This window comes from Neobacillus sp. PS3-12, from assembly GCF_030915385.1.
Classification (GTDB): Bacteria; Bacillota; Bacilli; order Bacillales; family Cytobacillaceae; genus JAEVLT01.
This window is the reverse complement of the sequence record NZ_CP133268.1, coordinates 820,885-841,688: the sequence shown is the minus strand read 5'-3', so window position 1 is coordinate 841,688 and position 20,804 is coordinate 820,885. Positions and strand designations below refer to the sequence as shown.

23 protein-coding genes and 2 pseudogenes are annotated in these 20,804 nt (G+C 36.7%); 24 read left to right on the top strand and 1 reads right to left on the bottom strand.

Features of this window, described 5'->3' with window-relative positions:
- Positions 1-10: 10 nt before the first annotated feature.
- From ypeB to fni, 8 genes and pseudogenes are all read left to right on the top strand, one after another.
- Positions 11-1,360, top strand: a complete 1,350-nt coding sequence (gene ypeB, locus RCG17_RS04355; protein WP_308174042.1) for a germination protein YpeB — start codon at positions 11-13, stop codon at positions 1,358-1,360.
- A gap of 84 nt (positions 1,361-1,444) precedes the next feature.
- Positions 1,445-1,870, top strand: coding sequence for a flagellar brake protein (locus RCG17_RS04350; protein ID WP_308174041.1), 426 nt, complete (start codon positions 1,445-1,447; stop codon positions 1,868-1,870).
- Positions 1,871-1,899: 29 nt separating this feature from the next.
- Positions 1,900-2,115, top strand: coding sequence for a PilZ domain-containing protein (locus RCG17_RS04345; protein WP_308174040.1), 216 nt, complete (start codon positions 1,900-1,902; stop codon positions 2,113-2,115).
- Between the two features lie 58 nt (positions 2,116-2,173).
- Positions 2,174-2,353, top strand: coding sequence for a YpfB family protein (locus RCG17_RS04340; RefSeq protein ID WP_308174039.1), 180 nt, complete (start codon positions 2,174-2,176; stop codon positions 2,351-2,353).
- A gap of 92 nt (positions 2,354-2,445) precedes the next feature.
- Positions 2,446-3,126: a (d)CMP kinase gene (gene cmk, locus RCG17_RS04335; protein ID WP_308174038.1), complete on the top strand. Its 681-nt coding sequence runs from the start codon at positions 2,446-2,448 to the stop codon at positions 3,124-3,126.
- Positions 3,123-3,716, top strand: a complete 594-nt coding sequence (locus tag RCG17_RS04330) for a lysophospholipid acyltransferase family protein (protein ID WP_308174037.1) — start codon at positions 3,123-3,125, stop codon at positions 3,714-3,716. The genes cmk and RCG17_RS04330 overlap by 4 nt, the downstream gene beginning before the upstream one ends.
- A gap of 135 nt (positions 3,717-3,851) precedes the next feature.
- Positions 3,852-4,991: pseudogene (gene rpsA / locus RCG17_RS04325) on the top strand (30S ribosomal protein S1).
- Between the two features lie 11 nt (positions 4,992-5,002).
- A complete protein-coding gene (gene fni / locus RCG17_RS04320) occupies positions 5,003-6,058 on the top strand; it encodes a type 2 isopentenyl-diphosphate Delta-isomerase (protein WP_308174036.1) in 1,056 nt (351 codons plus the stop codon).
- A gap of 103 nt (positions 6,059-6,161) precedes the next feature.
- Here the strand turns inward: fni and RCG17_RS04315 are convergent, their stop codons facing one another.
- Positions 6,162-6,305: a YpzI family protein gene (locus RCG17_RS04315; protein ID WP_308174035.1), complete on the bottom strand. Its 144-nt coding sequence runs from the start codon at positions 6,303-6,305 to the stop codon at positions 6,162-6,164.
- A 110-nt stretch (positions 6,306-6,415) separates the two neighbouring features.
- Here RCG17_RS04315 and RCG17_RS04310 point away from each other — a divergent pair, with 110 nt between their 5' ends.
- The 16 genes and pseudogenes from RCG17_RS04310 (at position 6,416) to aroB (ending at position 20,804) form a co-directional block, all read left to right on the top strand.
- On the top strand, positions 6,416-7,024 hold the full coding sequence (locus RCG17_RS04310) for a YphA family membrane protein (RefSeq protein WP_308174034.1): 609 nt from the start codon (positions 6,416-6,418) through the stop codon (positions 7,022-7,024).
- 196 nt (positions 7,025-7,220) lie between these two features.
- A complete protein-coding gene (gene der / locus RCG17_RS04305; RefSeq protein ID WP_308174033.1) occupies positions 7,221-8,531 on the top strand; it encodes a ribosome biogenesis GTPase Der in 1,311 nt (436 codons plus the stop codon).
- Between the two features lie 18 nt (positions 8,532-8,549).
- A complete protein-coding gene (locus tag RCG17_RS04300; protein WP_308174032.1) occupies positions 8,550-9,608 on the top strand; it encodes an NAD(P)H-dependent glycerol-3-phosphate dehydrogenase in 1,059 nt (352 codons plus the stop codon).
- 249 nt (positions 9,609-9,857) lie between these two features.
- Positions 9,858-10,044 (top strand): annotated as a pseudogene (locus RCG17_RS04295) (DUF2768 domain-containing protein).
- A gap of 35 nt (positions 10,045-10,079) precedes the next feature.
- Entirely contained in the window at positions 10,080-10,793 is a 714-nt protein-coding gene (locus RCG17_RS04290) for a hypothetical protein (protein ID WP_308174031.1), read from the top strand.
- Between the two features lie 270 nt (positions 10,794-11,063).
- Positions 11,064-12,542 (top strand): stage IV sporulation protein A, encoded by a 1,479-nt coding sequence (gene spoIVA, locus RCG17_RS04285; protein ID WP_308174030.1) that lies wholly within the window; start codon positions 11,064-11,066, stop codon positions 12,540-12,542.
- Positions 12,543-12,868: 326 nt separating this feature from the next.
- Entirely contained in the window at positions 12,869-13,141 is a 273-nt protein-coding gene (locus RCG17_RS04280) for an HU family DNA-binding protein (protein WP_308174029.1), read from the top strand.
- Positions 13,142-13,362: 221 nt separating this feature from the next.
- Positions 13,363-13,929 (top strand): GTP cyclohydrolase I FolE, encoded by a 567-nt coding sequence (folE, locus tag RCG17_RS04275; RefSeq protein ID WP_308174028.1) that lies wholly within the window; start codon positions 13,363-13,365, stop codon positions 13,927-13,929.
- Positions 13,930-13,973: 44 nt separating this feature from the next.
- Positions 13,974-14,210, top strand: a complete 237-nt coding sequence (gene mtrB / locus RCG17_RS04270) for a trp RNA-binding attenuation protein MtrB (RefSeq protein WP_308174027.1) — start codon at positions 13,974-13,976, stop codon at positions 14,208-14,210.
- Between the two features lie 171 nt (positions 14,211-14,381).
- Positions 14,382-15,215, top strand: a complete 834-nt coding sequence (locus RCG17_RS04265; RefSeq protein WP_308174026.1) for a heptaprenyl diphosphate synthase component 1 — start codon at positions 14,382-14,384, stop codon at positions 15,213-15,215.
- Between the two features lie 5 nt (positions 15,216-15,220).
- Entirely contained in the window at positions 15,221-15,925 is a 705-nt protein-coding gene (locus RCG17_RS04260) for a demethylmenaquinone methyltransferase (RefSeq protein ID WP_308174025.1), read from the top strand.
- Between the two features lie 42 nt (positions 15,926-15,967).
- On the top strand, positions 15,968-16,930 hold the full coding sequence (hepT, locus tag RCG17_RS04255; RefSeq protein ID WP_308174024.1) for a heptaprenyl diphosphate synthase component II: 963 nt from the start codon (positions 15,968-15,970) through the stop codon (positions 16,928-16,930).
- Positions 16,931-17,040: 110 nt separating this feature from the next.
- Positions 17,041-17,487, top strand: a complete 447-nt coding sequence (gene ndk, locus RCG17_RS04250; protein WP_308174023.1) for a nucleoside-diphosphate kinase — start codon at positions 17,041-17,043, stop codon at positions 17,485-17,487.
- 101 nt (positions 17,488-17,588) lie between these two features.
- The gene (locus RCG17_RS04245; protein WP_308174022.1) at positions 17,589-18,362 is read left to right on the top strand and encodes a CheR family methyltransferase; all 774 of its coding nucleotides are present in this window, start codon (positions 17,589-17,591) and stop codon (positions 18,360-18,362) included.
- Positions 18,363-18,543: 181 nt separating this feature from the next.
- Positions 18,544-19,716, top strand: a complete 1,173-nt coding sequence (aroC, locus tag RCG17_RS04240; protein WP_308174021.1) for a chorismate synthase — start codon at positions 18,544-18,546, stop codon at positions 19,714-19,716.
- A complete protein-coding gene (aroB, locus tag RCG17_RS04235) occupies positions 19,716-20,804 on the top strand; it encodes a 3-dehydroquinate synthase (RefSeq protein ID WP_308174020.1) in 1,089 nt (362 codons plus the stop codon). The genes aroC and aroB overlap by 1 nt, the downstream gene beginning before the upstream one ends.

The window sequence follows — 20,804 nt, the reverse complement described above, 5'->3', positions numbered from 1 at the left end:
GGTGAATGTTATGATTAGAGGAATTTTAATTACAATCCTCGCTCTTGGCATAGCGGGAACAGCTTTTTGGGGTTACCAGGAGCATCGAGATAAAAATGCAGTACTATTAAATGCTGAAAACAACTATCAACGTGCTTTTCATAATCTCTCCTTTCATATTGATTTATTACACGATAAAATTGGTTCAACTCTCGCAATGAACTCCCGTCAATCATTATCACCTGGATTAGCGGAGGTATGGAAAATCACTTCTCTGGCCCATGGTGATGTTGGTCAATTACCATTAACATTGCTCCCGTTTAATAAAACAGAAGAATTTTTAGCTAATATTGGTAATTTTAGTTATCGAGCAGCGATACGGGATTTGGATAAAACCCCTCTATCCAGCCAAGAATACAATACACTTAAGGTCCTGTATGAACAGTCTGGAAAAATTCAAAAAGAATTGAGAAGTGTTCAGAGTATGGCACTTAAGCGCAATTTGCGCTGGATGGATGTCGAAATGGCGTTAGCGTCTGGTAAAGAAAATGCAGATAACACGATAATTGATGGATTTAAAACGGTTGAAAAAACGGTTTCAGGCTATACAAACACAGATTTTGGTCCATCATTTACGAACATGCAAACCAAAGATGAAAATTTTAATAATATTAAAGGAAAACAAATTTCTAGAAACGAGGCAGGTATTTTAGCAAAAAAATTCGTCAACATGGAACAATCTGTTCAAGTAAAAGTGACACAAAACGGAAAAGGGTCAGACTATGGTTTTTATAGTGTTTCTCTTAATAATACAAAAACGAACGAAGAAGTTAATATGGATATTACGAAAAAAGGCGGCCATCCAATTTGGTTTATTAATTCCAGAAATGTCACAACGCAAAAATTAAGCCTTAACGATGCCAGTAATCAGGCGGCGGCTTTCTTAAAAGCAAAAGGCATTAATGGGATGGATTTATATGAAAGTGCTCAATATGATAATATCGGTGTTTTTGATTTTGTTGCAAAAAAAGATAATATTAGAATCTATCCTGAATCAATAAAAGTAAAAGTAGCTCTAGATAATGGAAGTATTGTTGGTTATTCTGCTGAAGAGTATTTAAAGTCACATCAGAATCGTGTCCTTCCTGCTCCGTCCATTACGAAAGAACAAGCCCAGACAAAAACGAATCCGAACTTTAAGGTAATGGAATCTCGAGAAGCGGTTATTTTGAATGACTTGAAGAAAGAAGTTCTCTGTTATGAATTTTTAGGTGTTATCGATCATGATACCTATCGGATTTTTATAAATGCAGAAAATGGACAAGAGGAAAAAGTAGAAAAACTAAAGAATCCGGATGAAGTTTCCGAAAATGTTATGTAGGAAAAGCGAGAATCGCTTTTCCTTTTTTTATATCATGTAATAATAAAATTAGTTCAAGTTTGGTTGGGTAAGGGAGTGTTTGATTTGATACAAATCGGTGATGTTTTAACGCTTGAACTAATGTCTCAAGAAGATGAATCAGAGGCAGAGAAGTTTAAATGCAGGCTGGTCGATATAAAAGATAATGCATTTTATATTGATTATCCGATTAGTTTAAGGACAAATAGAGCTGCTTTTCTGTTAGATGGAACACAACTCAAAGTAACTTTTGTAGGAAATGATGGCTCATCTATTTATTTATTTCACTCGGAAATTAACGGGAGAGTCAAAAAAAATATTCCTATGCTAATCCTTACATATCCAGGAGACAAGAATTTAATTAAAATTCAGCGCCGCCAATATGTTAGAGTGGAGACGGCTGTTGACATTGCAATCCGTCCATTGGAATATGAATTTGATCCAATTACAACGATTACCGATGATATTAGTGCTGGGGGGCAGCTGTTTTAATTCCTCATGAAATGAGTTTTAAAACAGATATGAGAATTTTAGCATGGTTAGTTTTGGTGATGCAAAATGGAGAATATCATTACTTGAAACTGCAAAGCAGAATTGTTAGAATCATTCCATTCAATGAAACTAGAAATAAAATTTCCATTCAATTTACTGATGTATCTAACCAGGAAAGACAACTCTTGCTACGTTTTAGTTTTGAAAGACAACTAGAAGCAAAGAAGAAGGGTCTTATTTCATAGAATAAAATGGTTTGATCGCTCAAATAATAGGTCTAACCTTTGTTTGTGGAGTGATCAAGTGAAAACAGTTGAGAGAGTTATCATGAAGGTGGCTGTTATTCAATTCGTATTACTACTTTTGACACAATTAATTTTTCATCAATTGGATGAAATTCCGCAACTTAAACAAATAACCAAATATGAAGGTGTTACGAAAAATACAATGACAAAAATAGTTGAAACGATGAGAAATAAATGAAGCAGGGTTTACCTGCTTTGTTTTTATTTAAAAGGTATTAATGGAATATGTTAAAATAGAAGTAGAAATGTAAAAAGGTTTTAGGAGGATTTATGAACAAGAAATTATCCATAGCCATTGATGGTCCAGCTGCAGCTGGCAAGAGTACAGTGGCAAAAATCGTTGCAGAAAAATTATCCTACATATACATTGACACAGGAGCTATGTATCGTGCATTAACATATAAGGCCCTATTGGAAGGGGGTAATCTTGAAGATGAAGATGCACTCCATCAAAGCTTATTAAGAACCAATATTAGGCTTGCCCCTTCATCAAATGGCCAATTAGTATTTCTTGACGAGCAAAATGTGACAAGTGAAATTCGGACGAGCATGGTTACGAATTCGGTTTCTATTGTATCGAAGCATCAAAAAGTCCGTGAAGAAATGGTTAGAAGGCAACAAGAATTTGGTGCTTTTGGCGGAGTTGTGATGGATGGGCGTGATATTGGCACCCATGTTTTGCCAAATGCAGAGGTAAAAGTGTTTTTGCGGGCTAGTGTTGAGGAACGGGCGCTAAGAAGGCATGCCGAAAATCTTGAAAAAGGATATCCATCTGATTTAGCACGATTAAAGGAAGAAATAGCTCAAAGAGATAAAATTGATTCAGAAAGAAAAATTGCCCCTTTAAAAAAAGCGGATGATGCGGTAGAAATTGACACGACAACGATGGGAATTGAGGATGTTGTTGGTGAAATCATGGAATTAGTGCATGAAAGGATGGAGAAGGAGTGACGTTTTATACATTTGCAAGGTCGGTCGTGAATGCAATTTTTAGACCGCTTTACAGAATTCAGGCAATAGGAGCAGAGCAATTTCCTAAAGAAGGGGGAGTATTGCTTTGCTGCAATCATATTAGTAACTTTGACCCGATCGTTGTGGGAATCATGATTAAAAGAAATGTTTACTATATGGCAAAAGAAGAATTGTTCAAAATGCCGGCTTTTGGAAAAATTGTTTCAATGTGCAATGCCTTCCCAGTTAAAAGAGGAATGAGTGATCGTGAAGCGCTCAGAAAGGCTTTAAAAGTTTTGAAGGAAGGACATGTCCTTGGACTTTTCCCGGAAGGAACCAGAAGTAGAACAGGGGAACTGGGGAAAGGATTAGCAGGAGCAGGCTTTTTTGCGCTTAAATCGGATGCTGCAGTTATACCTTGTGCGATTATTGGACCATATAAAAGCTTTCGAAAATTAAAAATGGTTTATGGCAGCCCGATTGATATGGCAGAGTTAAGAAAAAACAAAGCTTCGGCTGAGGAAGCCACTGAATTAATCATGTCAGAAATCCATAAACTTATTAATGAGCATAAAGAGTTTTCCGCTTGACAAAACAGTCTATTTATAAGAAGTTATTTAAAAGAGACCTTTTTAATTATCATTAGTTTGAACCTTGTTTTTCCATATAGTGTGAATATTTAACACTATATTTCTTAGCAGTAAATGGACTAAGGAGGAGTACATATGTCAGAAGATATGAATCAAGTGGAAGTAAGAAATTTTGAAGTTGGTGATAGAACAACAGGGCAAGTTACAAAAGTAGAGGAGAAACAGGTTATTGTTAATATCCAAGATAGTAAGCTTGATGGGATTATCCCAATTAGTGAGCTGTCAAGTCTCCATATTGAGAAAGCATCCGATGCAGTATCAGAAGGGGATCAACTTGAACTTGAAGTAATAAAAGTAGAAGAAGATGCTTTAATCCTTTCAAAAAGAAAAGTGGATGCAGAAAAAGCTTGGGAAAATCTAGAGAATACATTTAAAAATGGTGAAATATTTGATGCAGAGGTAAAGGATATCGTTAAAGGAGGTCTTGTTGTAGACCTTGGAGTTCGAGGCTTTGTCCCAGCATCTCTAGTTGAAACTCACTATGTAGAGGATTTCTCAGATTACAAAGGGAGAACGATTGCTTTTAAAATTGTAGAATTGGACCGAGAAAAGAATCGTCTTATCCTTTCGCACCGAGCAGTTGTAGAAGCAGAAAAAGGCAAGCAAAAACAAAATCTGCTTGATTCTCTATCTACCTAACAGGTACTTGAAGGAACCGTTCAAAGAATTACAGACTTCGGGGCATTTGTAGACCTTGGAGGAATTGACGGTTTGGTTCATATCTCGCAGATGTCCCATCAGCATGTTGCTAAGCCTTCAGATGTTGTTCAAGAGGGACAAAAAGTACAAGTAAAGGTATTAAATGTTGACCGTGATAATGAGCGAATTTCATTGTCCATCAAAGATACACTGCCTGGCCCATGGACAAACTTAGCTGAAAAAGCACCTAAGGGAAGTACTCTAACAGGTGTTGTGAAAAGGTTAGTTTCTTATGGTGCTTTTGTAGAAGTATTTCCTGGAGTCGAAGGACTTGTGCATATATCACAAATAGCCCATAAGCATATAGCTACACCACATGAAGTTTTAAAAGAAGGACAAGAGGTACAGGTAAAAGTTCTTGATGTAAACGAAGCAGAACAGCGTCTTTCTTTAAGTATTAAAGAACTTCTTGAAAAGGATATTGAAGAAAACTTTGATTACGAGCTGCCGGAAGAATCAAAAGGATTCCAGCTTGGCGAGGTTATTGGAGATAAGTTAAAGAATCTGAAAAAGTAATGGTGATAGTTGTGTCTAGATCTGAACGGAAATGGGACCATATTCGTTTTGCCCTTGAAACCGGGCAAGTTCGTTCCAATGCCTTAAAGGATATTCATCTTATCCACCAAAGCTTACCGAATATAAATGTAATTGATGTTGGGTTAGAACATTCATTTGGCGGACTTTCTTTGAGTTCGCCAATTTTTATCAATGCGATGACCGGTGGTGGCGGTGAAAAAACGTTACATATAAATAGGGATCTTGCCATTGTAGCGAAGGAAACTGGCATTGCAATGGCAGTAGGTTCGCAAATGTCGGCCATTAAAGATCCGAGTGAACGATACACCTACGAAATTGTCAGAAAGCAGAATCCAAAAGGTATTGTTATTGCAAACATTGGCAGTGAAGCTACTCCTGATCAAGCATTGACTGCAATCGACATGATTGAGGCAGATGCTTTACAAATTCACCTAAACGTAGTTCAAGAACTGACAATGCCAGAAGGTGATCGTGAATTTTCTGAGGTTCTTAAAAGAGTTGAAACCATTATTAACAGTGCAGCGGTTCCTGTGATTGTAAAGGAAGTGGGCTTTGGGATGAGCCGTGAAACCGTCGCAACGCTTGCTTCTGTAGGTGCAACACTGGTAGATGTCGGAGGTTTTGGCGGGACTAACTTTGCTAAAATTGAAAATAAGCGTAGAGGTGACGCCTTTCCCTTTTTTAATCAATGGGGTATTCCTACTGCAATATCGATTATTGAAGCAGCAGCTAATCCCAATGTTTATGTAATTGGTTCAGGCGGGATACAAACAAGCTTGGATATTGTAAAAGGAATTGCAATTGGTGCAGATGCTATGGGGGTAGCAGGTCATTTTTTAAAAATACTTCTTGAACAAGGGATCGAGGTTTTAATCAAAAAGATTGAGATGATTCATAAGGAAATGACGATCATCATGACAGCTTTAGGAGCAAAAAACATAACTGAACTTAAAAAGGTTCCATTGGTTTTATCTGGGGAAAGCGAACATTGGTTAAAACAAAGGGGTATAGACACAACTAAATTTAGCAGGCGTTCAATTAAATAAGAGGAAGAATGAAGGGGCAGACTCCTCAAACAACAATATGTACAGCTGCGAATTTCGTGTGCTCTACATTGAAGTTGAGGAGTTTGTCTCTTAGTTTTTTAACTTAGGAATATTTTCCATCATTTAATGATCTAGCTTCTTCTGGGCTTTGCATCTTTGCAGATCCTGGATAATGGAGTGCTTGATCTCGATCAGATTCAACTCTTTTACTTGCTTTTAGCTTTTTTTCTTGGCGATCTCTTCCCATCCTTCACACCTCCTTACGTTTTAAGATGATACATACTCAAAAGATTATACAATCAAGTATGAAAATGAGGGCTAGGTACCAATAATGGTAGAAGAAGGAGGCGGGAAAACTTGGATGGTTCGTTGTTCTACTGGGTTTGTTGGTGTTTTTGGACTTATCTCACTTTTTTATTAAATAAACAAAACCCATACCGATTAAAATTATCTGCATTAATATTATCTTTAATCATTTTAGAAAATAATCATTTTACACTTGCTGGGTTTGATCTTTACACTGGTGGCCTATTTTTACTATTCGTATCATATGCGTTTACTTATGGAGAAAAAAGAAAAACAATTGCGTATTTTTTTATATGTTCCTTTATTGTTAGCATTGCCTATGTGACTTTTCATTTGTTCGAAATATTTGATCCAGTCTGGGTCATTTTTAATAAAGATTGGATGATGGGGATTCTTATTTGTTATCTTTCAATCTTGTTGCAAAAGGGACTAAAAGGTCGGATTTTAATGGTCGCAAGTGGGACAATGCAAGGAGAGTTTTTCTATGCCTATATTTTGAGGAAGTTTGATTTTTCATACTCAATAGGATCTCTGACCTATTTAGATGCCTTTGCCATAACTTCAATCCTGCTGGTAGGCTGGAGCTGTCTTGAGAATGCCGGGATTTATTTTGAAAATAATTTTGCTTTAAACCAGAAGAGTAAGCAAAAATCTTCATGAGTATCGTTTCCTTACCATTGCAGTTAAGGTTTAACATTTGTTAAGATAGTAAAGTTGAACCCTTGTCATTATAGGGGTTCATTTCCTGCGTTGCAGGAAATGTCCAACTGATATTCATTAAATTAAAATTGGTACATGATATTAGCCTTTAAAGATAGAGACAAATATTTTAGTATTATGGAAAGGGTGATAAATAATGGCAAAGCCCGTTATTGCAATTGTAGGACGGCCAAATGTAGGGAAGTCAACCATATTTAACAGGATAGTAGGAGAAAGGATTTCGATTGTAGAAGATATTCCGGGAGTTACTCGTGATCGTATATACAGCTCAGGTGAATGGTTGACACATGACTTTAACATTATTGATACAGGTGGTATTGATATTGGTGATGAGCCGTTCTTAGAACAAATTCGTCAACAGGCTGAAGTGGCAATTGATGAAGCTGATGTTATTATTTTCTTAACAAATGGCAGAGAAGGCGTAACAGCAGCTGATGAAGAAGTGGCAAAAATTTTATACAAATCAAAAAAACCAATTGTCTTAGCAGTGAATAAAATCGATAACCCAGAAATGCGGGAACAAATTTATGACTTTTATTCGCTCGGTTTTGGAGAACCTATTCCGATCTCAGGTTCTCATGGCTTAGGGTTAGGAGATTTACTGGATGAGGCTGCAAAGCATTTTCCAAAAAATAATAAGCAAGAATATGATGAGGATATGATTAAATTTTCCTTAATCGGCCGTCCAAATGTTGGAAAATCCTCATTGGTCAATGCTATTCTTGGTGAGGAAAGAGTTATTGTCAGTAATATTGCTGGGACAACCAGAGATGCTATTGACTCTATTTACACCTATAATGGGCAAAGGTATGTCATTATTGATACAGCAGGTATGCGAAAAAGAGGCAAGGTGTATGAAACTACCGAAAAGTATAGTGTTTTAAGGGCATTAAGTGCTATTGACCGTTCTGATGTGGTTCTTGTTGTGTTAAATGCAGAGGAAGGGATCATTGAACAAGATAAGAAAATTGCTGGCTATGCTCATGAAGCAGGACGAGCAGTAGTTATTGTCGTAAATAAATGGGATGCAGTCGAAAAAGATGAAAAAACAATGAAGGAATTTGAACAAAAGGTTAGAGACCATTTTTTATATCTGGATTATGCACCAATTGTTTTTTTATCGGCGAAGACAAAGAAGCGGATTCATACTTTATTACCGATGATCAATTTGGCAAGTGAAAATCACTCGATGCGAGTTGAAACAAGCGTTTTAAATGATATCATCATGGATGCAGTTGCGATGAATCCTACTCCTACTGATAAAGGAAAACGTTTGAAAATTTATTATGCAACACAGGTTTCAGTCAAGCCGCCTACCTTTGTTATATTCGTAAATGAGCCGGAATTATTACATTTCTCCTATGAACGTTTTCTGGAAAATCGAATCCGAGATGCTTTTGGGTTCGAAGGAACGCCTATTAAAATCTTCGCTAGAGAAAGAAAATAATTTGAAGGTCGTGATAATATGCAGGGGAACACGAAAAAATTGGCTGTGATCGGTGCAGGAAGCTGGGGAACGGCGCTTGCGATGGTTTTGGCAGACAATGGTCATGAGGTCCGTTTATGGAGTCATAATGAAGCTCAAGTAAAGGAAATTAATGAATCTCATACAAATAAAAAGTATTTGCCAGATGTAATTCTTCCGAACAACATTATTGGGTATGCATCACTTTCCGAAGCGTTAGCAGGTATAGAAAAAGTTATTTTAGCAGTGCCAACTAAGGCAATTCGAGAGGTAGTTAGAAAAATCAGTGTCGCTCAAAAAATGCCTCTCACAATTGTTCATGTTAGTAAGGGAATTGAGCCTGATACATTATTAAGGATTTCAGAAGTGATTAAAATGGAAATGCCAGAGGAGCTTTTAGAGGATATCGTTGTGCTTTCTGGGCCAAGTCATGCAGAGGAAGTAAGTTTGCGTCATCCAACGACAGTAACCGTAAGTTCTGAGAACATGGTAGCAGCTGAAAAAATCCAAGATTTGTTCATTAATCAAAATTTTCGTGTTTACACTAATCCAGATATTGTAGGTGTGGAGATAGGCGGGGCCTTAAAAAATATTATTGCTTTAGCCGCTGGAATTGCTGATGGACTCGGTTATGGGGACAACGCAAAAGCAGCACTTATTACACGCGGGTTAGCGGAAATTGCCAGATTGGGGACGAAAATGGGCGCAAACCCGTTAACTTTCTCTGGACTAACTGGGATCGGAGATTTAATTGTCACATGTACCAGTGTGCATTCTCGAAACTGGAGAGCTGGTAATTTACTTGGTAAGGGGCATTCCCTTGATGATGTCTTAGCGAATATGGGGATGGTGGTTGAAGGAGTTAGAACCACGAAGGCCGCTTATCAACTAGCTGAAAAGTATCAAGTATCGATGCCGATTACGAATGCTCTCTATAATGTTTTGTTTAAAGGCTATAATCCCAAAGAAGCTGTTGATTCGCTAATGGCGCGAGGTAAGACAAATGAAATGAATGACCTCATCAACATTCTAGGGGAACGATATAATGAGGAAGAGTAGGAAAATCGAATTATTTTTATTAAATAGCATTTTTAGAGGAAACGTATCTCTATGAAATTGCATACAATGCATCGAAAGCAACTTTGTAAAATGAAATGGGAGTATGGGTTGTATAGTCATTTGACTGAAGAAAGAGTCTCGCCCCCTCTTTCTTTCAGTCATTTTTTAATTTTTCTCTGTATAAACTGAAATTTTAGAATTGTGTATTTCCTGTGTTATAATAACCTCTGGGAAAAGGGAGGTATTTTTATGTCACCAGCAATGATTAAAATGTGGATTTCAATTGCCAGGCATGGCACTGATGTTTCTATCGATTATGACCATTTACTTTAGCCGCTTTAAACTAAAAGGGGTTTTAAAGGTCATTACTGCAATTCTTGCTTACATACTTATGATTGTATCTGGAATCGTTATTTTCATAGTTCTTTTTTCATGATGCTCTATCTTAGTCCATAATAAAAGGATGATTGTATGATTCGAAACATTATGCTTAGTATTATTTTTTTAACCGCTTTTTTTTTATCGGGCTGCATGTATCCAAATCAGGAACGTTTTCAAAATCAACTTCCATATAAGGATCAGATTCAATCTGTACAAGCTGCTGTAGATTCCTATCAAAAAGACAATGGAGGCCTATTGCCTATCAAAACCACGGAGGCAAACACTCCAACTTATCAAAAATATCCAATTGATTTTAAGAAGCTAACACCCAAGTACCTTTCTGAGCCTCCAGGAAATGCATTTGAAAATGGCGGGGTGTTTCAATATGTCATTATCGATGAACAAACAAATCCAACTGTAAAAGTATTTGATCTGAGAATAGCTGAAACCATTGAGGAAATAAAAATGAGAATTAAGGCAAATGGCTATCCCCCTTTCAAAAAAAGGCTGGCATTTAATGTTTATTCTCTGGATTTCACAAAAATTGGTTATGAAAAAACGCCATACGCTGTTAGTCCATATACTGGGCATAATCTCCCGTTTGTGATTACTGGGGACACGGAAATATATGTGGATTACAGTTCTGATTTATTTCAGGCATTAAAAAAACAGAAGGAGATTGTAAAACCAGGGGAAGATATTAGGCCCATTCTTGAAAGAGATTCTATGTTCGTTCCTGCCTATTCATTACCATACACAATTGATCCTAAAACAAAAGAACCGATTTTTTTTAATAAAAAATAACTACCACTACGTCAATAGTAAATAATGAATTAGTCATAACCCTTTCTCTAAGCAATATATTGTAGGAGAAGGGTTTTTTTAACCCCTCATTCCTGAAAATGTATGAAATAAAAATACCAACAAATGGAAAAAGGTCCTTTTTTAACAAGGGGGTAAATAATTTTTGAAAACTGTCATATCGACTTAGGACAACGTCATAAACATATAATGTCCAAAAATACCTAAAAGGATAGTATTTTCCCATTAACTCTATGATCGGGAGGGGATCATTTGGAAAAGGTAGATATTTTTAAAGATATTGCCGAAAGAACTGGCGGTGATATTTATTTAGGTGTAGTAGGTGCAGTTAGAACTGGTAAATCAACATTCATAAAGAAATTTATGGAATTAGTGGTCCTGCCTAATATTATGAATGAAGCAGACCGAACTCGAACCCAGGATGAGCTTCCACAAAGTGCTGCAGGCAAAACGATTATGACAACTGAACCAAAATTCGTTCCAAACCAAGCAACAACCATCCATGTGGATGAAGGGTTAGATGTAAATATCCGTTTGGTGGATTGTGTGGGTTACACAGTCCCTGGTGCTAAAGGATATGAGGATGAAAATGGTCCAAGAATGATCAATACACCTTGGTATGAAGAACCAATCCCATTCCACGAAGCAGCAGAGATTGGGACGAGAAAAGTGATCCAAGAGCATTCAACAATCGGTGTGGTGATTACCACTGATGGAACAATTGGTGAAATACCTCGCAGTAACTATCTTGAAGCAGAAGAGAGGGTTATTGCTGAATTAAAAGAGGTTGGTAAACCATTTATTATGGTTGTGAATAGTGCACAGCCGCATCATCCAAATACAGAGTCACTTAGGGCAAGTCTCGTGGAGAAATATGACATCCCTGTCATATCGATGAGTGTTGAGAGTATGCGTGAAAGTGATGTCCTGAATGTTATGCGAGAAGCATTGTTTGAATTTCCAGTGCTTGAAGTGAATGTAAATCTCCCAAGCTGGGTAATGGTTTTAAGGGAAAATCACTGGCTTCGTGAAAGTTATCAAGAAGCTGTTAAAGATACTGTCAAAGATATTAAAAGATTAAGAGATGTTGACAGGGTTGTTCAAAGTTTTTGTGATTTCGAATTTATTGAAAGCACAGGCCTTGCAGGAATTGAAATGGGGCAAGGGGTTGCTGAAATTGATTTGTTTGCACCAGATGAATTATATGATGAAATACTAAAAGAAATTGTTGGAGTTGAAATTCGTGGAAAAGATCATCTCCTTGAATTAATGCAGGATTTTGCCCACGCCAAGGCTGAGTATGATCAAATATCAGATGCTTTAAAAATGGTAAAACAAACGGGATACGGTATTGCCTCACCGTCCTTAGCGGATATGAGTCTTGAAGAGCCAGAAATCATTCGCCAGGGTGCAAGGTTTGGTGTCCGTCTCCGAGCAGTTGCACCGTCTATTCATATGATAAAAGTGGATGTCGAATCAGAATTTGCACCGATCATTGGGACAGAAAAACAAAGTGAAGAACTTGTCCGCTATTTAATGCAGGATTTTGAGGAAGACCCATTGTCAATTTGGAATTCAGATATTTTTGGACGCAGTTTGAGTTCAATTGTTCGCGAAGGAATCCAGGCTAAATTATCATTAATGCCGAAAAATGCAAGGTACAAATTAAAAGAAACCCTTGAGCGAATTATCAATGAAGGATCAGGTGGATTAATCGCTATTATTTTATAATGGCAAAGACTCCAATTAGGGGTCTTTTTTTATTTTATTTAAAAAGTGAATTTAGGTAGGTTTCATTAGCCAAACATTGGTGCTTCCGCTTTTATCCAAATAAGGCTAAGATTTTACAAATATGTAGCTCTGAAAGAAAAGATTCCCATTATTTATTCAAATCTTCTTGCTAAGCTGATTTGATTATGATAATCTTTTAACAGAATTACCGCCAGAAGCCTTATTTTTTAGCATTATGACGTATAGAATTCAGAAAAATTGTTTAGAAATGTAGATAAGGAATCTTTCTACTAATTTGATTAAATCTTTGGGAGGAGGTGAATGGCATGAACAAGACAGAACTAATTAATGCAGTAGCAGAAGCTAGCGAAATTTCTAAAAAGGATGCTACAAAAGCAGTTGATGCTGTTTTTGATTCAATTTTAGATGCTTTAAAAAATGGTGATAAAGTCCAATTAATTGGATTTGGTAACTTTGAAGTACGTGAGCGTGCTGCGCGTAAAGGACGTAATCCGCAAACAGGTGAGGAAATCGAAATTGGCGCAAGCAAAGTTCCTGCTTTCAAACCAGGTAAGGCCTTGAAAGATGCAGTAAAATAATTACATAGTTTGAAGCAAGATGATATAAAAAGGTCATGGACATGTCCATGACTTTTTTATATGACCAAGATCATTCGTACATAATTCTCCATCTTCAATTCTCTTTCCAATTCAGCCAAAAAGCCTTTGGTTTTGCTTGCTTTAATTAGGATATGCTAAGATATATTTGTCATTTATACTTTATCGTTAAATTAGACAGATATATATTAGGAGGAAAGACCATGACAGAAGTAAACGGTACCCAAATTGAAGAAGCGGTACGTTTAATATTAGAGGCGATCGGTGAGAACCCTAACCGTGAAGGACTCTTGGACACACCAAAGCGGGTTGCCAAGATGTATGAGGAAGTCTTCACTGGATTAAACGATGACCCAAAACAATATTTTGATACTATTTTTAGTGAAGACCATGAAGAAGTAGTGCTCGTAAAAGATATACCATTTTATTCGATGTGCGAACATCATCTAGTCCCTTTCTTTGGCAAAGCACACGTCGCCTATATACCCCAAAATGGACGAGTAACCGGTTTGAGTAAATTAGCAAGGGCTGTTGAAGCTGTTGCAAAGAGACCACAACTGCAAGAACGGATTACATCTACTGTTGCTGATGCTATTATGGAAAAGTTGGAACCTCAGGGAGTAATGGTAGTCGTAGAGGCAGAACATATGTGTATGACGATGCGAGGGGTAAAGAAGCCTGGCTCCAGAACCGTTACGACTGCTGTCCGCGGTGTGTATAAAAAAGATGCTGAAGCCCGTTCGGAAGTTTTAAAACTAATTAAAATGTAAATACAATTCTAAGCTATTTACCTATTTGATTTTGGGGTGATAACATGGAAATTAACAATAATCAAAATAATGATTATGTCGTCATTAAGGCACTTGATGATGGTGTAAGTGTCATTGGATTAACAAGAGGTACTGATACAAGATTTCATCATTCTGAAAAATTAGATCAAGGCGAAGTCCTGATTGCCCAGTTTACTGAACATACGTCTGCCATTAAAATTAGGGGCAATGCCAGGATTTTAACTTGTTTTGGTGAAGTTGAAAGTGAAATAAAAAAATAATAACAGATTAAGAAACGTTATTTATACAACCACATAATAAATGTTGTTATTTTGTGAAGTTATCCTCAGCGGTTTTCTTTTATGTTATAATTGTGACTGCCTTATTTTATAAATGGGAAAAGTAATAATGTATGAATAACATTATTAATATATACTTCAGGGGAAGCAAGGGTGATTAGATTGCAGGACATATGCCAAAGGTTATCAGAGGTTAAGGGGCGGATAGAACAAAAAGTTCTGCATCCATACTTAATAAAATTTATTAAAACACCATACATTGATGAGGACAAACTCCTTTTACTTATCACTATAATGGACCAGCTTGAGCTGTCTGATAAACAAAGGGAAAATTATGCCTTAGCAACGATGTTAATTCAGATTGCCCTTGATACCCATGAGCAAATTTCAAACGAAAAAATCAATGGAATTCCTCAAATTACAAGCCGACAACTAACGGTTCTTGCAGGGGATTATTATAGTGGTTTATATTACAAACTTCTTGCTGACAGCGAAGATATTTTTATGATAAATGTCTTAGCAGGCGGGATAAAGGAAGTTAACGAGCATAAAATTTCCGTTTTCCAACAGGAGTTTGATGGTATAGAAAAACTGATGGCAAGTATAAAAATTATTGAAAGTTCGTTGATTACAAAAATAATTGACTATTTTCATGTTAATGTTTGGTATGAAATTGTATCTAATTTATTATTAGTCAAAAGGCTGCTTAGCGAAAAAAATCGATATAGCCAAACCGGCTGTTCACAACTATTTGAAGCAATGAAAAAAATCGTATTTGCAAAAAGTGAATCGAAAATGAAGGACTTGTCAAGTGAACAACAAAACTACCTATTCGTCATTTGTGACCGATACATTGAGTTCTCGAGGACAATAATAGAAAGTTGTTTGCAAAAGTTACCTCGTATAAGTGAACAACTGGATTTAAGAATTACTTCGATTTTAAACCAACATCAGCCTATTGCCAAAACATTTGTGGAAGAAGGTTAAGATCCATGCAAGAATCAAAAGAAGAACGAGTTCATCACGTCTTTGAAAAAATTTCCGAGAATTATGATAAGATGAATTCGGTAATTAGTTTCCAGCAGCATATTAAATGGCGAAATGACACGATGAAAAAAATGAACGTTCAACTCGGGTCAAAAGCACTTGATGTTTGCTGCGGGACTGCGGACTGGACAATCGCCTTAGCTGAAGCAGTTGGACCATCTGGTGGAGTAACAGGTTTAGATTTTAGTAAAAACATGCTTAAAGTTGGCCTTGAAAAGGTTGACTCCCTAAAACTAAATCAAGTTACATTAATTCATGGAAATGCAATGGAACTTCCTTTTCCCGACAATAGTTTTGATTATGTAACAATTGGTTTCGGTTTAAGAAATGTGCCAGATTACCTGCAGGTATTAAAAGAAATGAACCGAGTATTAAAGCCTGGAGGAATTGCAGTTTGTCTTGAAACTTCGCAGCCAACAATGACTGGTTACAAACAGCTATACTACTTTTATTTTCGCTTTATTATGCCTCTATTCGGGAAGCTATTTGCCAAAAGTTATCAAGAATATTCGTGGCTTCAGGAATCCGCCCGTACATTTCCAGGGATGAAAGAACTTGCCAATTTGTTTGAAAAAGCAGGCTTCAAAGATGTTTATTATAAACCATACGATCTAGGAGTGGCTGCTGTTCATATCGGACGAAAAAATTAGATGAATGAGTGTTGACAGGATGAAAAAGCTGGGTGAATACAAATGAAATTAAAAATGATGTATTCATTTTTGAATTCGGATATTGATATTATTGAGAAAGAGCTTGAAGATAAAATTCAAGCAAATTCCCTCCTTTTAAAAGAAGCATCGTTATATACATTGCAAGCCGGCGGAAAAAGAATTCGTCCTGTTTTTGTTTTACTTGCAGGAAAGTTTGGAAACTATGATATTGAAATTTTAAAAAATGTTGCGGTTGCACTTGAATTAATTCATATGGCGTCACTAGTCCACGATGATGTTATTGATGATGCTGAACTTCGCAGAGGTAAACCTGCAATAAAAACAAAGTGGGGCAATAAGGTTGCTATGTACACGGGGGACTATATTTTAGCCCTTTCATTGGAAATCATCACAAAGGTAAAACAGCCAGCTGTCCATCAAATACTGGCTAATACAATTGTTGAGGTTTGCATTGGTGAAATTGAGCAAATAAAAGATAAATACCGTTTTAATCAGAACTTTCGTGATTATTTTCGCAGGATCAAACGGAAAACAGCACTGCTGATCGCAACAAGCTGCCAGTTAGGTGCAATTGCTACAGGTGTAACAGAAGACATCCACAAAAAGCTTTTTCGCTTTGGTTATTATGTTGGAATGTCATACCAAATTATTGATGACATACTTGATTTTACATCAACAGAAAAAACACTTGGAAAACCTGCTGGCGGAGACCTTTTACAAGGAAATATTACAGCACCAGTGCTTTATGCGATGGAGGATAAAAAAATTCGGGCCGAAATTGAAAAAGTTAACCAGAGTATGAAACCCGAACAAATTGAAAAAATAATTTCTCTTATCAAACAGTCAGGTGCAATCGAAAAGTCCATTGCGTTAAGTGATCTGTACCTTGAAAAAGCACTAAGGCTTTTGAATGAACTGCCGGGAAACTGCGCCAAAAAAGCCCTGCAGGATATTGCCAAATATATTGGAAAAAGAAAATCTTAAACATTCATGAATCTCACTCCTTTCGGAAAGTTGCGAAACTTTCAAAACAATGGTAATATTTTCGTGGATTGTTCGCAATCCATTTACATAAAGGTTGAGGGGTGAAATCAATGGAAAAATCATTTTTAATGGTTAAACCAGATGGTGTACAACGAAATTTAATTGGAGAGATTGTATCGCGATTTGAAAAAAAGGGGTTTCAATTAGTTGCTGCTAAATTAATGCAGATTCCAAATGAACTTGCTGAAGAACATTATGGAGAGCATAAGGAAAGACCTTTTTTCGGTGAGTTAGTAGACTTTATTACATCTGGGCCAGTATTTGCAATGGTATGGCAAGGAGAAAATGTCATTGCTACTGCTAGACAAATGATGGGGGCAACGAATCCAAAGGATGCAGCACCAGGTACAATCCGTGGAGACTTTGGGTTAACAGTTGGCAAAAACGTCATTCATGGATCCGATTCTCCTGCAAGTGCGGAACGTGAAATTGGCCTATTTTTCAAGGATGCAGGTTTAGTTGATTATTCCAAATCAATAAACGAATGGATTTATTAAATTTTTTAAAAAACAGCACTTGTGTTTACGAGTGCTGTTTTTGCACGCGCTTTCAAAATTATTGCAATCGGTGAAAAGAAAAAATGAGGAGTTCGGTAAAAATGTCGGATGGTTATGAACAATTTATAATCCAAATTAAAAGGAAAACCGGTATTGACCTTTCCCTCTACAAAGAAGTTCAAATGAAGCGTAGACTAAAATCTCTTTATGAGAAAAAAGGATTTTCATCATTCCAGGATTTTTTTAAAGAAATAAATAGAAATCAAAATCTCTTAAATGAATTTTTAGATCGATTGACAATTAATGTTTCAGAATTTTTCAGAAACTACCAACGATGGGAAATACTTGAGACAAAAATCATGCCGCAAATTCTAAAAAACAATAAGCACCCAAAAATATGGAGTGCTGCCTGTTCAACAGGTGAAGAAGCATACACCATTGCAATGATTGTTACAGGTATTATGCCTCGTTCTGATATACATATTCTTGCAACCGATATTGATGAAAATGCCTTAGCTCGGGCGAAAACCGGTGTTTATTCCGAAAAGTCAGTTAATGAGGTTCCCGAAAACTTAAAACGAAAGTTTTTTAATCAACAAGGCGATTATTATTATATATGTAATGAAATAAAGAAAATGGTAACCTTTACAAAAAACAACTTGTTGGCAGATCCCTATGAGGGTCAATACGACCTGATTATTTGCAGAAATGTTCTTATTTATTTTACTGAAGAGGCAAAAAATCATTTATACCAAAAATTTAGCTCTGCCTTAAAAAAGGATGGGATTTTATTTGTGGGCAGCACAGAGCAAATTTTTAATCCTAGTCTCTATCATTTAAAAACGCAAGAAACCTTCTTTTACCAAAAAATCTAGAAGTTCGGGCCAATTTGGCCCTTTTTGTATAAAGTTATGAAAAAATCATTATGTTTAAATTTAGATAAAGTCGAAAAATGGCATAAAATTATAATATTTTGAACAATTTTGCTATGTTTATTGATGTTCATATGTTATATTGATACAAAATATTCTTTAATGAGTTGAAGGGGGAAAGGATATGAGATATTTAACAGCGGGAGAATCACATGGACCGCAACTAACAACAATTTTAGAAGGTTTACCTGCTGGAATGCCGCTTTTGGCTGAAGATATTAACACTGATTTAGCCAGACGGCAAAAAGGGTATGGCCGTGGAAGAAGAATGCAAATTGAAAAAGATACTGTTGAAATTTTATCCGGAGTTCGACATGGTCAAACACTTGGTTCCCCAATTTGTTTAGTAGTCGAAAATAATGATTGGAAGCACTGGACATCGATTATGGGACCAGATCCACTGACAGATGTTTCCGAAGATGAAATAAAGCGGAAAATAACTAGACCTCGTCCAGGTCATGCCGATTTAAATGGGGCAATAAAATATGGACACCGTGATATGAGAAACGTTCTTGAACGTTCTTCTGCACGGGAAACAACAGTCAGAGTTGCTGCCGGTGCTGTGGCAAAAAAATTACTTTCCCTAGTTGGAATAGAGGTTGTTTCCCACGTAGTTGAAATTGGCGGAGTAAAAGCAAATGTGGATCTTACATTGGCTTTAGAGGAATTAAAAGATCGTTCTGAAAAATCACCAGTCCGTTGTGCTGATCCGAATGTAGAAGCCAAAATGATGGAAGCAATTGATCAGGCAAAGGAAAATGGGGATTCAATCGGTGGTATTGTTGAAGTAGTAGCAACAGGTATGCCTGCGGGTGTAGGAAGCTATGTTCACTATGACCGAAAATTAGATGCGAAAATTGCTGCTGCTATTGTAAGTATCAATGCTTTTAAGGGAGTCGAATTTGGTATTGGTTTTGAAGCAGCAAGTAAGCCTGGAAGTGAAGTTCACGATGAAATTGCTTGGGATAAAGAAAAAGGATACTATCGGAAAACAAATCGACTTGGCGGGTTTGAAGGCGGTATGACGACAGGCATGCCCGTCGTAGTCAGAGGAGTAATGAAACCTATTCCGACCCTTTATAAGCCACTTCAAAGTGTTGATATAGATACGAAAGAGCCATTTTCGGCAAGCATTGAGCGCTCTGATAGCTGCGCTGTACCTGCTGCAGCTGTTGTAGCGGAGGCAGTCGTTGCTTGGGAACTGGCTTCAGCACTTGTTGAACAATTTAATAGTGACCGATTTACAGGATTTAAAGATGAAATAGATCGGCAAAGACAAGTTGCGAGGGATTTCTAATGGAAAAGATCCTTATCCCAACAGAATCAAAAACTTATCAAGTTATGATTGGTGAGGGTGTACTTGCTGATATTCATTCTTTTTTAATAAGTCATTTTCAACAATTAACGAAGATCCTAATTATCACGGATGAGAATGTCGCAAAAATTCATTTATCAAAATTGGCTGATAGGCTGGCTGATCTCAAACCTATTGTTTTTATCGCTCCAGGGGGAGAAAAGGCAAAGACATTTGACGTTTATTACCAAGCTTTGTCAACAGCACTTGAAAATCATCTGGATCGCAAATCGATTATCCTGTCTCTTGGAGGCGGAGCAGTTGGTGATTTAAGCGGATTCGTTGCTTCTTCATTTATGAGAGGAATTCCATTCATTCAAATTCCTACAACTATCCTCGCTCATGATAGCGCCGTTGGAGGCAAAGTTGCCATTAATCATCCATTAGGAAAAAATATGATTGGCGCTTTTTATCAACCTGAAGCTGTTTTCTATGATTTGGATTTATTAACAACACTGCCGCCTGCAGAAATTCGCTCAGGCTTTGCTGAAGTAATTAAGCATGCCCTAATCCATGACCCTGAGTTCTATTTATGGCTGGTAAAAAACGTAAATGATCTTCAAACATTAACAGCAGAACAATTACATTACGCACTGACAAAAGGTGTAAAAGTTAAAAGAGAGTTTGTTTCTAAGGATGAAAAGGAAACTGGGATCAGAGCTTACTTGAATTTTGGCCATACCCTTGCACATGCTATCGAATCTGAATTGGGTTATGGAAACATTACCCATGGTGAAGCTGTTTTGATTGGAATGATATATGCTTTAGAGCTTAGTAAAGAGTTATTAGGACTTACTTTTGATCTTGATGAATTTATTGGCTGGGTACAAAAACTGGGGTATCAAATACAAATCCCAGCTCAAGCTTCCAATGATCGGCTGGTTGACAAAATGAAGCAGGATAAAAAGTCAATTGGGGAATCTGTTCACTTTGTCCTGCTTGAAAAAGTGGGGGTACCAGTACTACAGGGAATTTCGGATATAAATCTCCTAAATAGTTTAAACAATTTCAATAAAAAAGGGGGCGAATAA

Coding starts and splice junctions, on each gene's coding strand:
- der (WP_308174033.1), top strand. CDS start 7,221: ATGGCAAAGCCCGTTATTGCAATTGTAGGACGGCCAAATGTAGGGAAG.
- RCG17_RS04280 (WP_308174029.1), top strand. CDS start 12,869: ATGAACAAGACAGAACTAATTAATGCAGTAGCAGAAGCTAGCGAAATT.
- RCG17_RS04290 (WP_308174031.1), top strand. CDS start 10,080: ATGATTCGAAACATTATGCTTAGTATTATTTTTTTAACCGCTTTTTTT.
- RCG17_RS04260 (WP_308174025.1), top strand. CDS start 15,221: ATGCAAGAATCAAAAGAAGAACGAGTTCATCACGTCTTTGAAAAAATT.
- RCG17_RS04345 (WP_308174040.1), top strand. CDS start 1,900: ATGAGAATTTTAGCATGGTTAGTTTTGGTGATGCAAAATGGAGAATAT.
- aroC (WP_308174021.1), top strand. CDS start 18,544: ATGAGATATTTAACAGCGGGAGAATCACATGGACCGCAACTAACAACA.
- ndk (WP_308174023.1), top strand. CDS start 17,041: ATGGAAAAATCATTTTTAATGGTTAAACCAGATGGTGTACAACGAAAT.
- hepT (WP_308174024.1), top strand. CDS start 15,968: ATGAAATTAAAAATGATGTATTCATTTTTGAATTCGGATATTGATATT.
- mtrB (WP_308174027.1), top strand. CDS start 13,974: ATGGAAATTAACAATAATCAAAATAATGATTATGTCGTCATTAAGGCA.
- RCG17_RS04245 (WP_308174022.1), top strand. CDS start 17,589: ATGTCGGATGGTTATGAACAATTTATAATCCAAATTAAAAGGAAAACC.
- RCG17_RS04315 (WP_308174035.1), bottom strand. CDS start 6,305: ATGGGAAGAGATCGCCAAGAAAAAAAGCTAAAAGCAAGTAAAAGAGTT.
- aroB (WP_308174020.1), top strand. CDS start 19,716: ATGGAAAAGATCCTTATCCCAACAGAATCAAAAACTTATCAAGTTATG.
- RCG17_RS04300 (WP_308174032.1), top strand. CDS start 8,550: ATGCAGGGGAACACGAAAAAATTGGCTGTGATCGGTGCAGGAAGCTGG.
- cmk (WP_308174038.1), top strand. CDS start 2,446: ATGAACAAGAAATTATCCATAGCCATTGATGGTCCAGCTGCAGCTGGC.
- ypeB (WP_308174042.1), top strand. CDS start 11: ATGATTAGAGGAATTTTAATTACAATCCTCGCTCTTGGCATAGCGGGA.
- folE (WP_308174028.1), top strand. CDS start 13,363: ATGACAGAAGTAAACGGTACCCAAATTGAAGAAGCGGTACGTTTAATA.